This window comes from Variovorax sp. J31P207 (assembly GCF_030316965.1).
Taxonomy (GTDB): Bacteria; Pseudomonadota; Gammaproteobacteria; order Burkholderiales; family Burkholderiaceae_C; genus Variovorax; species Variovorax ginsengisoli_B.
The window spans coordinates 751,176-764,253 of sequence record NZ_JASZYN010000002.1 but is presented as its reverse complement, the minus strand read 5'-3'; the positions used below and the strand labels follow the sequence as shown (position 1 = coordinate 764,253).

The 13,078-nt window shown below is 64.7% G+C and carries 15 protein-coding genes; all 15 read left to right on the top strand.

The annotated features are described in order from the left end of the window. Positions 1-13 precede the first annotated feature (13 nt). The 15 genes from wrbA (at position 14) to QTI68_RS09135 (ending at position 13,059) form a co-directional block, all read left to right on the top strand. The gene (wrbA, locus tag QTI68_RS09205; protein WP_286521098.1) at positions 14-643 is read left to right on the top strand and encodes an NAD(P)H:quinone oxidoreductase; all 630 of its coding nucleotides are present in this window, start codon (positions 14-16) and stop codon (positions 641-643) included. A 90-nt stretch (positions 644-733) separates the two neighbouring features. Beyond that, entirely contained in the window at positions 734-1,657 is a 924-nt protein-coding gene (locus tag QTI68_RS09200; RefSeq protein WP_286521097.1) for a LysR substrate-binding domain-containing protein, read from the top strand. Positions 1,658-1,791: 134 nt separating this feature from the next. Next, complete coding sequence (locus QTI68_RS09195) at positions 1,792-2,910, top strand: iron-containing alcohol dehydrogenase (protein WP_286521095.1); 1,119 nt, start codon at positions 1,792-1,794, stop codon at positions 2,908-2,910. Between the two features lie 149 nt (positions 2,911-3,059). Continuing rightward, a complete protein-coding gene (locus tag QTI68_RS09190; RefSeq protein WP_286521557.1) occupies positions 3,060-3,518 on the top strand; it encodes a carboxymuconolactone decarboxylase family protein in 459 nt (152 codons plus the stop codon). Positions 3,519-3,621: 103 nt separating this feature from the next. Then, positions 3,622-4,812, top strand: a complete 1,191-nt coding sequence (locus QTI68_RS09185; RefSeq protein ID WP_286521094.1) for an MFS transporter — start codon at positions 3,622-3,624, stop codon at positions 4,810-4,812. A 190-nt stretch (positions 4,813-5,002) separates the two neighbouring features. Then, on the top strand, positions 5,003-5,362 hold the full coding sequence (locus tag QTI68_RS09180; RefSeq protein ID WP_286521093.1) for a hypothetical protein: 360 nt from the start codon (positions 5,003-5,005) through the stop codon (positions 5,360-5,362). Between the two features lie 112 nt (positions 5,363-5,474). After that, complete coding sequence (locus tag QTI68_RS09175) at positions 5,475-6,668, top strand: bifunctional alpha/beta hydrolase/OsmC family protein (RefSeq protein WP_286521091.1); 1,194 nt, start codon at positions 5,475-5,477, stop codon at positions 6,666-6,668. A 106-nt stretch (positions 6,669-6,774) separates the two neighbouring features. Beyond that, a complete protein-coding gene (locus tag QTI68_RS09170; RefSeq protein ID WP_286521089.1) occupies positions 6,775-7,194 on the top strand; it encodes a cupin domain-containing protein in 420 nt (139 codons plus the stop codon). Between the two features lie 294 nt (positions 7,195-7,488). Then, complete coding sequence (locus QTI68_RS09165; protein ID WP_286521088.1) at positions 7,489-7,746, top strand: ubiquitin carboxyl-terminal hydrolase 14; 258 nt, start codon at positions 7,489-7,491, stop codon at positions 7,744-7,746. Positions 7,747-7,813: 67 nt separating this feature from the next. Beyond that, on the top strand, positions 7,814-8,449 hold the full coding sequence (locus QTI68_RS09160) for a peroxiredoxin-like family protein (RefSeq protein WP_286521087.1): 636 nt from the start codon (positions 7,814-7,816) through the stop codon (positions 8,447-8,449). 541 nt (positions 8,450-8,990) lie between these two features. After that, positions 8,991-9,470, top strand: a complete 480-nt coding sequence (locus tag QTI68_RS09155) for a carboxymuconolactone decarboxylase family protein (RefSeq protein ID WP_286521086.1) — start codon at positions 8,991-8,993, stop codon at positions 9,468-9,470. Positions 9,471-9,537: 67 nt separating this feature from the next. Further along, entirely contained in the window at positions 9,538-10,293 is a 756-nt protein-coding gene (locus tag QTI68_RS09150; RefSeq protein ID WP_286521084.1) for an SDR family oxidoreductase, read from the top strand. A gap of 79 nt (positions 10,294-10,372) precedes the next feature. Continuing rightward, a complete protein-coding gene (locus QTI68_RS09145) occupies positions 10,373-10,954 on the top strand; it encodes a YceI family protein (protein WP_286521082.1) in 582 nt (193 codons plus the stop codon). A gap of 38 nt (positions 10,955-10,992) precedes the next feature. Beyond that, positions 10,993-11,538, top strand: coding sequence for an Ohr family peroxiredoxin (locus QTI68_RS09140; protein WP_286521081.1), 546 nt, complete (start codon positions 10,993-10,995; stop codon positions 11,536-11,538). A 63-nt stretch (positions 11,539-11,601) separates the two neighbouring features. Then, positions 11,602-13,059 (top strand): catalase, encoded by a 1,458-nt coding sequence (locus QTI68_RS09135; protein WP_286521080.1) that lies wholly within the window; start codon positions 11,602-11,604, stop codon positions 13,057-13,059. Positions 13,060-13,078: the final 19 nt, after the last annotated feature.

Sequence of the window (13,078 nt, the reverse complement as noted above, 5' to 3'; positions counted from 1 at the left end):
CTCAGGTCAACTCATGTCCAAACCCAAGGTGCTCATCGCTTTCTATTCCCGCCACAGCTCTACCGAACTCCTTGCCAAGTCGGTTGCGCAAGGCGCAATGGCTGAGGGCGCGGAAGTCCGGCTTCGACGCGCGCGCGAGTTCGTCGCGCCGGAAGCCATGCGCCAGGTCCCCGAATGGGCCGAACGGGCCAGCGAAATGAACGCCAAATACGAAGCACCCACCGAGGCGGACGCCGAATGGGCGGACGCGATCATCTTCGGCACACCGACGCGTTTCGGCGCCATCGCCGCCGAGCTGAAGGCCTACATCGATTCGCTCGGCGGCCTCTGGTTCCAGGGCAAGCTCAACGGCAAGGCCGGATCGGTCTTTGGTTCGACTTCTTCCATGCACGGCGGTAACGAGTCGACGTTGCTGTCGATCTACGGTCCGATGGCCCACTTGGGTCTGATCATCGTGCCGCTCGGCTATGCAGATGTGGCAATGTTCGCGGCCGGTACGCCATACGGAGCGACCCACGTCTCCAACAGGGATTCGATGATGCCCGGCGCCGAAGCACTCGCCGTCGCGGCCTTCCAGGGCCGACGCGTCACCTCGGTCGCGAGGTCGCTGCGAGTCGCAGAGCCAGTGGCGCAAGAAGCCTGAGAATGAGCTAGCGAGCTGGAGGTCGCGGCACTATCCTCGGAGAGCGCCGGCGCTGCTGCGTGACCTCTTTGCTCTCTCACTAGGGTTTCGATGCTCGACCTGAAGGATGTCTTCTATTTCGTGCAAGTCGTCGACCGTGGCGGCTTCACGGCTGCGGGCTCGGCCCTTCGCCTGCCCAAGTCGACCCTGAGCCACCGCGTCCAGGAACTCGAGGGGCACCTGGGTGTGCGACTACTCAACAGGACGTCCCGCCAGTTCGGAATGACCGACATTGGCAAGGAGTTCTACCAGTACGCGGTGGCAATGCTGCACAGCGCCGATGTCGCCGAAGAGGCCGTCCGCCAGCGCCTGGCCGAGCCCAGCGGCGTGATCCGCCTGACCACGGCGGTCGAGATTTCACAGTTCGCACTGCGCGACATCCTCCCTGCGTTCCTAAACCGGTACCCGAAGGTGCGTGTCGTCGAAATCGCGACCGACCGCTACGTGGACATTGTGGGCGAAGGCTTCGATCTCGCGATACGGGGGCATACGGCGTCGCTGCAGAACTCCACGCTGGTGCAACGCGCCCTGGCCGATGTTCCCTGGTACCTGTTCGCGAGCCAGGGGTATCTCGCGCGGATGGGCGTGCCCGAGAGCCCGGCGGACCTTGCACGGCACGCGACCATCGCAATGGTGCGCAACGGGCCGCTGCAATGGCAACTAAAGGGGCCGGGCGACGAAGAAATCGTCATGCCCATCGACCCACGATTTCAAAGCAACCACATGGTCGCGCTGAAAGAGGCGGCGTGCGCCAGCCTGGGCATCGCTGCGCTCCCGGGCTACATCTGCAGGGCGGAGCTGAGGGACGGAACCCTGCAGCAGCTGCTGCCCGACTGGTCAGCGGCGGATGCGCGCATCTCGGCGCTGATCCCGTTTCGAACCGGGCTGCTTCCCGCCGTCCGTTCGCTGGTCGATTTCCTCGCCGTGGAAATGCCGGTCGTCACGGCATTCGACCACCCCCGCACCTTCGAGTGATCCACCGCGTTCGGCAAGGCACGCCGACACGGCGTCGTCCACGAACATGAACGCTACGTCTGGCAAAGAGCGGCTTGTGAGCCGTGGGAGAAGGACCTATCTTTTCGACCTTGACTTCCACAAAGCCGATCGACATGAATCACTTGAATTGCCTGCCGCAAGACGGCGTCTTCTGGGGCCAGCACATACTGCAAGGCGCAGTGACAAGGCTGGGCGAGCACGGCATCCATCGGCCGATGACGTTCACCGTCGAACCGCTGTCAAAGCTCTTCCAGGATTGCGTGCAGCCCAACCTGAAGCAGTCCGTGGGGAGCTTCATGGCGTTGCCGGCGCATGTGCCGGACGTGGCGGTGCAGGGCGGCCTCGAAGCCTGCCTGCGCGCCGGCGCAGAGTCCATCGTAGCGCTGGGCGGCGGGTCGGTGCTCGATGCGGCCAAGGCGGTGTCTCACCGGCATCATGAGACGACCGGGCGCTACCTGCCGATCGCGGCGCTGCCGACGACGCTGTCGGGCTCGGAGTTCTCCCACTACTTCGGCATCACGGAGACGGACGGCCCGGAGAAGTTCAAACGCAGCTATGCGGTCCGAGAGACAGTGCCCAAGGTGGTCGTGATCGACCCCGTGCTGCTGGTCGACACGCCGCGCGCGCTGCTGCTGTCCTCCGCCGTGAAGGGAATGGACCACGCGGTTGAGGGCATGCGCAAGGTGACAAGGGAACACCCGCACGCGATCATGGCGGCGAGCGGATTGAACCGATTCCTCAGTATCCTGCAGAAGTGGCCGCAGGCCATGCAGACGCGCGAGGCGCTGGACAAGGGACGGGTGACACCCGATGACCTGCTGCAGCTCCAGCTGGCCGCCTGGCAGTGCTACTTCTCGCCCGCCTCGGTCATCTACGGCCTCAGCCACCGCATCGGACACATCCTGGGTGGAACCTTCGGCCTGCCGCACAGCGCGACCTCCTGCATCACGCTGGCGCCCGTCATTCGCGCCTGCGCGGACTTCTATGGCGACAAGCTCGAGATCTTTGGTGCGCCATCCGGACAAGCAGATGCCGCGACGCCGCTCGCTGACAGGATCGCGGGGGTGGTGATCTCGCTCGGCCTTCCGAATCGCATCGGAGCCTTCGATCTCGACAAGGCGAAGCTGCCGGAAGTCGCCAGGCTCCTGAAACAGAACTACCCCAACGAGGTGGCCGATTTGGGCAGCAACGCGAGCGCCAGGCTCGACGCGTTGCTCGAAAGTCTATGGTGATGCGAGGCCACTTCCGCCCTGCGCGCAGGCTCGGGCTGCGCTAGGCAATGGCCCGAAAGAGAGAGAGCGTGGCTTGACGTGCAGCCGTTGGCACAGCGTCTCGCGAAATGCAGAGTCTCACTGTCCCTCTACCCACCAAAGGAAACACCATGAGCTCCCCTCGCCTCCCCTGGACCCAGCTTGCCCCGAAACCGTACCAGGCGATGGCCGGCGTCGGTGCGGCCATTGCCAAGTCGACGTTGGGCCCCAAACTCACCGAGTTGGTGGTCACGCGCGTCTCGCAGATCAACGGCTGTGCGTTCTGCCTCGACATGCACGCGCGCGAACTGCGTCGGCTCGGCGAAAGCTGGCAGCGCATCAACAGCGTCGCAACCTGGCGCGAAGTGGATTTTTACGACAAGCGCGAGCGTGCCGCGCTGGACTGGGCCGAATCGCTCACGCGCATTTCCCTTCCGCATGGCGATCACGACAGCGCATTCGAGGCACTGAAATCGCAGTTCGACGACCAGGAGATCGTGGAACTGAGCTGGGCCATCGCGAACATCAACGCCTGGAACCGCATGGCGGTCGGCATGAAGGCTCCGCCCTCCGATCAGCCGTTGAACTGAGCAAGTCAGCCGGCCAACCGCTGCTGCGCGAGATAGCGTGCAGGCGGCTGGCCTTTTCCGGTGCGGCTGCCATCAGTGGCATCCCACTTCATCTTGGACCTCCATGCGTTCCTTACAACCGGCGGATACATCGCCCCGCGCCGCGCTCCTCATCGCCGGCATCCTGCTCATCGCGGCCAGCCTTAGGGCACCGATCACCACGCTCGGTCCTTTGCTCGAGCCTGTGCGGGAGAACTTCGCGCTCAACGCCTCGCAGGCCGGCCTACTGACGACCCTTCCGCTCCTCGCGTTCGCGCTGGTGTCCCCGCTTGCGCCGCCTGTCGCACACAGGTTCGGCCTGGAGCGCGTGCTCTTCGCGTCGCTGGTTCTTCTGGTCTTCGGCATCGCCTTGCGCTCGGCGGGCACCGTGTCGGCGCTCTACGTGGGAACCTGTGTAATCGGTGGGGCGATCGCCATCGCCAACGTCCTGTTGCCCAGCTTGCTGAAGAGGGACTTCCCCCATCATGTGGCGAAACTGACGGCCTGCTACGCACTCGCGATGATCTCCGCTGCAGGCATCGCGTCGGCCTTGGCCGTCCCGCTGGACCATGCGCTCGACGCCGGGTGGCCGGCTTCGCTGGCCACCGTAGCCGTGCTGCCCATCTTCGCTGCGCTGCTGTGGCTGCCGCAATTGCGCTTTCGAACGATCACGGCACCTGGCCTTTCAACGGGTGCGTCAAGTTCATCGGTGTGGAGGAAATCGCTGGCCTGGCAGGTCGCAGGCTACCTGGGCCTCACCTGCTTCATCTACTTCGCGGCGATTGCCTGGCTGCCGTCCATCCTGCAGGACGCCGGCCTGTCCAGCGCACGCGCCGGGACGCTGCATGGATGGATGCAACTGGCAGGCACCGTGCCGGCGCTCTTGCTGATGCCGCTGTTGCATCGGATGCCCGACCAACGCTGGATCGCGTTCGCGTCGCCCGCATTGAGTGCCTGCGGCCTGGCGGGCCTCCTGGCCCTGCCAGCATGGGGACCCCTGTGGCTTTTCGCCTTCGGCATGGGAATGGGCTCGGCGTTGATCCTGAGTCTGGCCTTCGTCGGGCTGCGCGCCGGCAGCCAGCAGATCGCCGCGTCGTTGTCCGGTATGTCGCAATGCGTCGGTTACTTGCTGGCAGCCGTCGGCCCCACGCTGGTCGGATTCCTGCACGAAGCCGCAGGGAACTGGACGATGCCTTTGGCAGCCTGCCTGTTGCTGTGCCTCGCGATGTGCGTGCTGGGCCTGTCGGTGGGCCGGGCTGTGCTCATCGGCAAGTGAACTGCCCGTGGACGCGGCGCTCGCCGCCTCGATTGGTGCGGCTGCGACAACACGGTGCGCCGTGGCACAGGCCTACCGCCGCTGCCCTGGGATCCCTAGCATCGAATCGTTCGCAAGCCTCTAAACAAGCGAATCGCCCCTGCCGCAGAAAGCGCAGCGGCTCGATTCAATCCAACGGATACCTCATGCCATGAAACTCTCGCTTGAATCATCTCTCGAAGCGGCCGAACAAGGCTGTGCGACATCGAGCGCCCTTGCCCGCTGGTACGCCGAACAACCCGCCGTTCGGCGCCTTTGGGCCATCCGCCCCACGGACGACTCGATGCTGCGTGTCATCGTGATGCTGGAACCCTCGGTCGACGGCGACGAAATCAGCCCGGCCTGGATGGCAAACGGCAGCCAATGGGCAAGCGACCTCCGCGAACGGTTGGCCGGAGTCGTACAGCTGGAGCGCATCGACGGGCCGCTGCCCGCCGAGTTCGAGATCGACGGAGACGGCGCCGTCCTCTCGGCGCTTTGCTGGCGCGACTCGACCGCGCTCGAGGCTTGATCGCGCCCAGCAAACCCCGCGTGCCCGGGGCCATGCCCCCCGATGCGACCGCCGAGGCTCGTGGCAGGAATCCCTGTCCGTGCGCATCGGATCCAGACACAGGAAGGCAACCGTGCCCACTCGCTCCTTCGATTTTCTCAACCGGGACAACCACCGCCTCTCGGGCAGCCTCGAGATGCCGGAGGGCATCCTGCGGGGTTGGGCACTTTTCGCGCACTGCTTCACATGCGGCAGGAACAACCTCGCGGCCGTGCGCATCGCGCGCACCCTGGCCAGCCTGGGTATCGGGGTGCTGCGCTTCGACTTCACCGGGTTGGGTGACAGCGAGGGCAGCTTCGCCGACGCGACCTTCACTCTGAACGTCCAGGACCTGGAGTCGGCTGCCGAAGCGATGGAAGCGGCCGGGATGCCGCCGCGCTTGCTTATCGGTCACAGTCTGGGCGGCGCGGCCATGCTCGCGGCCGCGGGCCGGATGGCGAGTGCGCGCGCCATCGCCACCATCGCCGCACCGTTCGACGTGGCACAAGTTCTGCACCGGCTGGATCCCGCCGGTCTTGCGCGCCTCGACGCGGAAGGACAGGCCCTGGTCCAGGTGGTCGGGCGGCCGATGGCGGTCGGCAAGGCCTTCGTGGACGATCTGAGAACGCATGACCAGGGCGTGCGCATCGCCGCCCTGCACCGGCCGCTGCTGCTGCTCCACGCGCCGCACGACCGGACGGTGGACATCGAGAACGCCACGCGGATCTTCCTGGCAGCGAGGCATTCCAAGAGCTTCGTCTCGCTCGATGACGCCGACCACCTGCTGTCGCGCCATGAAGACGCGGAGCAGGTCGCCCGCCTCATCGCGACCTGGGCGGCCCGCTACCTGCCCGAGCCGCCCGCCGGCCAACCGACCTCGGCAGACGCCGAGGCCGAGGAAACCGGGCACGGCAAATTCCAGCTGGCGCTGCGCTCAGGCGGCTCGCGCTGGCTCGCGGACGAACCCACGGCGGCAGGCGGGCTCGGTTCGGGCCCGACGCCTTACAACATGTTGTCGTCTGCGCTCGCCGCCTGCACCACCATGACGCTGCGCCACTACGCTGACAGCAAGGGTTGGGCGGTCACACGCATCCTCACGGCGGTAAGTCACCGAAAGGACGGGTCGACCTCCCCGACCGATGTGTTCAGCAGTCGGGTGTCGATCGACGGCGCGATCACACAGGAACAACGTGGACAGTTGCTGGGAGTGGCGCAGCGATGCCCTGTTCACCGCACGCTCGAGTCAGGCGTGCGGTTCGAGCCGGTGGAAAGCGAACCACCAGCATGAGCGCGAGATTGGTGCACCGCGGACAACACCGTGATCCATCGCACAGGCCTACCGCGCTGCACCACCTGATCCTACGATTCATCGATCGCATCAACGAAGGCAGACCATGATCAAGATTTCAAGAAGCATCGGGCTGACGCTGCTGTTCGCCGCAGGCGCGGCGTTGGCACAACACACCGCATCGCACCCCGCACCCAAGGACGCCCAGGTGACCCCGCTCCTGACCCAGGAGATGAAGGACATCCCCGGCAAGGAGGTTCTGATGATCACTGTGGTCTACCCGCCGGGCGCCGCCGATCCGGTGCATCGCCACGATGCCCACAGCTTCGTGTATGTGCTCGAGGGTTCGATCGTGATGGGCGTGAAGGGCGGCAAGGAAGTCACGCTGAAGGCCGGCGACACCTTCTACGAAGGCCCCGATGACATCCATACCGTCGGGCGCAACGCGAGCAAAACGAAGCCTGCCAAGTTCGTCGTCACGCTCGTGAAGAACAAGGGCGCCGAGTTCTTCATTCCCGTGAGGTGACCCACCGTTTGCTTTCCACCCGTCGCTACGAAGATGACGGGTGTCAGATCGCCGAGGCGGCTGTAATGAGGCGTGCACTTTCCGCCCGTTCGTGCATGGGACAGACTCACGTCGGCGCGGTGTCCCCGTGTAAATCCGACCAGCAACACGGCGACGCGACGGGTGGAAGGCATTCCCTGCTTCCGGCTACAGGAAGCCGACTGAAGAAAACGCGATCAACGCCTGCGGGCACCAAGGAGCAATTGCCATGCTGATCTCTGCCTCCATCGCCCGTTCCCAGACGAAGGTGCGCCTATGACCGCCAGCTGCACCCATCTGGACCAGGTCCACCCGATCACGCCGGGCACGGCCGGGTGCGAGGAATGCCTGCGTTCCGGTGGCCGCTGGGTGCACCTGCGCATGTGCCTCAGCTGCGGCCATGTCGGATGCTGCGATTCGTCGCAGGGAAAGCATGCCACCGGACACTTCCACGAAACCGGTCACGCAGTGATGCAGTCCGCGGAGCCCGGCGAGTCCTGGCGATGGTGCTATGTCGACCAGAAGCTGGTCTGAGCGTCGCGTGTGAAGCGGCGGCGCGCCCCCGGAAGATCAACCTTCACCCGCCGTTCGGAGCCCGTCCATGAGTTCGCCACTTTCAGCCTTCGACCACAACGACGCTGCCGATGCGGTGTTCGACGCCACGGGCATCGGCGCACGCGCCAAGCGCGCAGGCGACCTCTCGCCCGACGCCACCTTGCCGGATGCCTCGGGCCGACCCGTTCGCCTGTCAGACGAGTGGCGCAAGGGACCGCTGGTCCTGGTCTTCTACCGCGGCGGATGGTGCAGCTACTGCAGCCTCCAGCTGAGGGCCTGGCGCCAGCAAGCAGGCGAACTGGCACGACTCGGTGCGACTCTCCTGGCGATTTCCCCGCAAACGCCCGGCCATTCGATGCGGACGGCCGAGGACAACGAAATCACGTTCACCGTGCTCAGCGATTCCAACCTCGAAGCCGCCAATGGTTTCGAACTGGCTTTCACGCTTCCGCCCGAACTCGTCAGTTTCTACGGCTCGGTGGGAACCGATATTCCCGTCCTGAATGGCAACGGCCTGTGGGTGCTTCCGGTTCCTGCGACCTATGTGATCGATGAAGACGGCCTCATACGGTTCGCCCACATCGAGGAGGACATCCGGAAGCGCGCCGAGCCGGATGACGTGCTGCGCGTCATCGAAGACTTGGTTCGTACCCGTCGTCTTGCGGCAGAACACCGCAGCTAGCCTGGCAATCGCTTGCGACGAAGTCCGCCATGCAGTGGCAGTCTTCGTCGCATGAGTCTCGAGTGATCCGCAGCTTTCAGTCGGGCGTTCCCTCGGGATTTGCAGCGATTCGACTGGCCGCGTCGCGCGTCTGGTGACGCTTTTCGCCGGCAACGGCGGCCGCATCGGTTCCTATCTCGCCATCCTTCGGCGGTCTAGACCGTGTCGCCCGGGGTCGCGGCGATCTGCCATGCGATTTCGCCGCCACCTGACCTGCGCTCGTACCCGAGGGTTGCTGTCGGTGATGGTTTGGCGCTCCGCCGAGTGCGCGAAGACGCTCGTTGCGACCGCGCTGGTTCTCACTTTCGACGGGTGCCAGTTCGGAAACATGCCGTGTTCCCGAGCGGATTGTTGCGCGATGGGCAACACCGTGGGGCCCCGTGCATGGCTACCGGCGGCGGCCCCCAAAACCTACGCTACGTCCTGTTCACGCGACCTTCGCAAACGGGCGACTCAGCCGCTTCTGAGTCCAGGCATCCGCCATGCAATCCAGGAGTTAGTCATGACCCAACGCATCAACTATGTCGAACAATCGCCCGAGCTTTTCAAGAAGTTCGTCGAGTTCCTCAACGCCATCAAGGAAGGCGCGATCGAAGAGCCGATCCGCAACCTCGTGGCGATCCGAACGTCGCAGCTCAATGGCTGCGCGTTCTGCCTGGACATGCACGTCAAGCAGGCCAAGATCCAGGGCGAGCGTGAGCTGCGCCTGTACCACCTGGCCGCATGGCGCGAATCGACGCTGTTCATTCCGCGCGAGCGTGCGGCGCTGGCCTGGACCGAAGTGCTGACCAAGCTCCCGGAACAGGGAGTCCCCGACGACATCTACGAGCGCGTCCGGACGCAGCTGTCGGAAAAGGAAATCTCCGACCTCACCTTCCTCATCATGTCGACCAATGCATGGAGCCGCCTGAACATTGGTTTCAAGAGCGTGCCTGGCGCCTCCGACAAGGTCTTCGGCCTGGACAAGGCGAAGCTCGCCTGATCCGCGCCGCCAGGAATCTACCCTCGTCATCCATCCGGCCCTTTGCGGGGCCAACAGGAAAATCATCATGAAGATCGTTGTCATCGGCGGCTCGGGCCTCATCGGCTCGAAGGTCGTCATCAAGCTCCGTGAAGCCGGCCATGAGGTCGTGGCCGCATCGCCCGCATCGGGTGTCAACACCATCACCGGCGAAGGCCTGGCCGAGGCCCTCCAGGGCACGCAGGTGGTGCTGGACGTGGCGAACTCGCCTTCGTTCGAGGACAAGGCGGTGCTCGAGTTCTTCGAGACCTCGGGGCGCAACCTGCTTGCCGCGGAAGCCGTGGCCGGTGTGAGGCATCACGTCGCGCTGTCCGTCGTCGGCACGGATCGCCTCTCGGAAAGTGGCTACTTCCGCGGCAAGATCGCGCAGGAAAAGCTGATCCGTGAATCGAAGATTCCCTACACCATCGTCCATTCGACCCAGTTCTTCGAGTTTCTCGGCGGTATTGCGCAATCGGGCACCGACGGTGACACCGTACGTCTCTCGCCGGCTTTCGTGCAGCCGATCGCATCGGATGACGTCGCCGCGGCCGTGGCGGACTACACCCTGGGCGATCCGGTGAATGGCATCGTCGAGATCGCCGGGCCCGAGCGCGTCCGCCTGTCCGATCTCGTCCAGCGCTTTCTCGCCAAGACCAATGATCCGCGCAAGGTCGTTCAGGACGTGCACGCGCGTTACTTCGGTGCGGAACTGAAGGACGAGACGCTGGTGCCTGGCGCCAATCCCCGCATCGGCGCACTCGGCTTCGACGCGTGGTTCGCGTTGCCCAAGCCGGCACGCTGATCCGGAGCCCCCATGGCCGCATCAGGACGCGGCCGTGGGTTCTTGGCCCCAGGCCATCCTCGTCATATCCAGGCAACATATGCCCGACAGCCCCGTGCCTTCTACACTCGCCTCAACAAACCTGGCCGACGTCTGCCGCGGGCGCTACGTCGTTGATCCCGTGCACTCGCATGTGCTGTTCAGCGTGTCGCACTTCGGCATTTCGACCTATTTCGGAGAGTTCTCCGGGCCGGGCGGAACGCTCGACATTCCACTCTCCGAGAACGACAGCGCCACGCGGCTCGCGGTGTCCGTACCGGTAGCCAACGTGAAAACGACCAGCCGTATCCTGGACGACGAACTCAGGAGTCGCGATTGGCTGGATGGCGAGCAGTTTCCATTGATTGCCTTCGACTTCGCGGCGCCACTTTCCCTGGCTGCGAATTCGTTCCAGGTGGCCGGCGCGCTCGCCCTGCACGGCGTGACGCGCGACGTCACGTTCGACGTGAGCTTCGTCGGTGCCGGCATGAACCCGGCGAAGCAGGTCTACACCATCGGCTTCGACATCCGGGGCCGCATCCGCCGCAGCGACTACGGCGTGACTGCTTCGCTGCCGATGATCGGCGACGAGCTCAGTCTCATCATCAGCACTGCTTTCGAACTTGAAGTCCCTGCCGCCTGAGCGCGCCTTTCCCCAACACCACTGAACAGAAGCCAGGAATGCCCACCCAGAAAGATTCGGTCAGCGTCTGCGCGGCAGATGCCGCGCATTCGATGCGGCTGCAGCCGCCCCCTGTCGCGCTGCTCGACAAGTACAAGGGGCAAGATTTCGAGCCGATCTATTCGACCGTGGTCACGGTGAGTGGCGGCGAGGCGGAACACGGACGTGCCTCGGGCGTGGCCCGATCCGACGACGGCAACCTGGACGTGAATCTGAGACTCCCGACCGCGCTCGGCGGTGGCGGCGGCGGAACCAATCCGGAACAGCTGTTCGCAGCGGCTTACGCCGCGTGCTTCCACGGAGCCTTGAACCTGTTGGCGGCGAAGAAGAAGATTCCCGTTCTCGCTGCCACCGTGCAGGTGTCCGTTGCCTTTGGCCGTGATCCTGTCGACGGGCTCTTCATGCTCACCGCCGATGTTCGCATCCACTTGCCTGACGTCGAAAGACGTGTGGCCGAGGAGTTGGTGCGCAGTACGGAAAGATTCTGTCCGTACGCGAAGATGGCCCGAAACGGCATCACCAGCATCGTTGCGCTGGCGACCTAGGAATACACATGCCGGCGCCACGTTCCGTTGGCGCTCCCTTCCCTGCGTTGAGAAAGTCCCTCCATGAGCGATTCATCCGACACCCCGAACACCACTCCGCTGACCACTGCCTTCGGCGCCCCCGTGGTCGACAACCAGAACAGCCTCACCGCCGGCCCCCGCGGCCCGCTGCTGATGCAGGACGTCTGGCTGATCGAGAAGCTGGCCAACCTGAACCGCGAGATCATTCCGGAGCGACGCATGCACGCCAAGGGCTCCGGAGCGTTCGGCACCTTCACCGTCACGCACGACATCACCAGTTTCACCCGCGCCAAGCTCTTCAGCGCCGTGGGCAAGAAGACCGAGATGTTCGCCCGCTTCACCACCGTCGCGGGCGAGCGCGGCGCCGCGGATGCCGAGCGCGACATCCGCGGCTTTGCGCTCAAGTTCTACACGGAGGAAGGCAACTGGGACTTGGTGGGAAACAACACGCCCGTCTTCTTCCTGCGCGATCCACGCAAGTTTCCGGACCTCAACAAGGCCGTGAAGCGCGACCCCAGGACCCACATGCGCAGTGCCACCAACAACTGGGACTTCTGGACGCTGCTGCCCGAAGCGCTGCACCAGGTCACCATCGTGATGAGTGACCGCGGCATCCCGGCGAGCTACCGCCACATGCACGGCTTCGGCTCGCACACCTACAGCTTCGTCAACGCTGGCAACGAGCGGTTCTGGGTCAAGTTCCACTTCAGGACGCAACAGGGCATCAAGAATCTCACGGATGCGCAGGCCGCCGCCACCGTGGGTGCGGACCGCGAGAGCCATCAGCGCGACCTGTACGACGCCATCGAGGGCGGCGACTTTCCCAAATGGACGCTGTACCTGCAGGTGATGCCCGAAGCCGACGCGCAGAAAGTGCCATACCACCCCTTCGACCTGACCAAGATCTGGCCCAAGAAGGACTACCCGCTGATCGAGGTAGGCGTGATGGAACTCAACCGCAACCCCGGGAATTTCTTTGCCGACGTCGAGCAAAGCGCGTTCGCGCCAAACAACCTGGTGCCCGGCATTGGCGTGTCACCCGACAAGGTGCTGCAGGCGCGCCTGTTTGCGTATTCGGACGCGCAGCGCTACCGCCTGGGCGTGAACCATCACCAGATTCCGGTGAACGCCGCGCGCTGCCCGGTGCACAGCAATCACCGCGACGGCGCCATGCGCGTGGACGGCAACTACGGCGGCACGCCGCACTACGAACCCAACAGCTTCGGCCAGTGGCAGGAGCAGCCCGAGCATCGAGAGCCGCCGCTCGGGCTGCGCGGCTATGCGGACTTCTGGAACTTCCGAGAGGACGATTCGGACTACTACAAGCAGCCCGGTGACCTGTTCCGCCTGATGAAGCCTGAACAGCAACAAATGCTGTTCGACAACACGGCACGTGCCATGGGCGATGCGCCGGCGTTCATCAAGCGCCGCCACGTCGACAACTGCACGAAGGCCGATCCGGCCTACGGCGCGGGGGTCGCCAAGGCGCTGGGTCTGTGAGGGCCCTGTTCTGCCCGCA